The following is a 1,070-nucleotide window of genomic DNA, read 5'->3' as shown; positions in this document are numbered from 1 at the left end:
GAGGAAGGTGATGGAGACGATCGCCGCCAGCAGGGCGGTCGGGATGCCCGCGTACGCGAACGAGCGCAGGAAGTAGAACGGGAAGACCAACAGGCCGGCGAGCGCGAGCGCGACCGTCACCGCGGAGAACAGGACGGTACGGCCGGCGGTGCGCAGCGCGGTCGCGATGGCCGTGTCCGTGTCCGCGCCGCCTCGCAACTCCTCCCGGTAGCGCTTGAGGAGGATGAGTCCGTAGTCGATCGCCAGACCGAGTCCGAGGCCGGTCGCGACGTTGGTGGCCAGCACGGAGACATCGGTGAACAGCGTGAGGATACGGAGCGTCAGAAGCACGGACACGATGGTCAGTCCGGCGACCATCAGCGGCACCAGCGCGGCGACCACACCGCGGAAGACGAACAGCATCACGACCAGCAGGACCGGGAAGGTGACCATCTCGATCAGGAGGAGGTCGTCCTGGGTGGTGTCCGTGATCTCCTTGTTGGCGACCGCGACGCCGCCCACGCGGGTGTCGAGGCCCTCCACCTCGGTGTCGTACTCCGGCTGGATCCGCTCCAGCGTCTTCTGTACCTGGTCCTCGTCGCCGGTGATCCGTACGAGGATCAGGGCGCTGTTCCCGCCCTCGCCGCGCAGGGCCGGGGCCTTGCCCAACGTCCAGTAGGACAGGGCCTGTTCGACGCCCTTCTCGGCGCCGATGCGCTCGGTGAGCCGCTCACCCGCCGCGCCCACGGCCGGATCGTCGACGCCGCGCTTGTCCGAGACCAGCAGGGTCAGATTGGGGGCACCCGAGCCGAACCGTCCGTCCAGGACCTCGGCCGTCCGCGCGGATTCGGTCGAACTGTCGGTGAATCCACCGGCGGAGAGGGTCGATATCACGCCACCGCCCAGCGCTCCCGCGAGCACGAGGAGCACACCGGAGAGATAGAGGACCAGCCTGCTGCGGTGTGTGGTGAATCTGGCCAGTGAGGCGAACATTCAGCAACCTTTCGAGGGGGAACGCCGTTTCTGGGGGCGGCGTGTCGATCCCGTTCACACGATCAAGGTAGGGAGCGCGCGAGCCCACTGGCAATGAC

The 1,070-nt window shown here is 67.8% G+C and carries 1 protein-coding gene; it reads right to left on the bottom strand.

Annotated elements, in window-relative coordinates:
- On the bottom strand, positions 1 to 972 hold a 972-nt coding region (locus ACFXKA_RS43285; RefSeq protein WP_379431954.1), incomplete at its 3' end, for an MMPL family transporter.
- Positions 973 to 1,070: the final 98 nt, after the last annotated feature.

The sequence above is a fragment of the Nocardia sp. NPDC059228 genome (genome assembly GCF_042754245.1).
Lineage (GTDB): Bacteria > Actinomycetota > Actinomycetes > Mycobacteriales > Mycobacteriaceae > Nocardia.
Note: the sequence above shows the minus strand (reverse complement) of the source record. Positions and strands in the feature narration are given on the sequence as shown.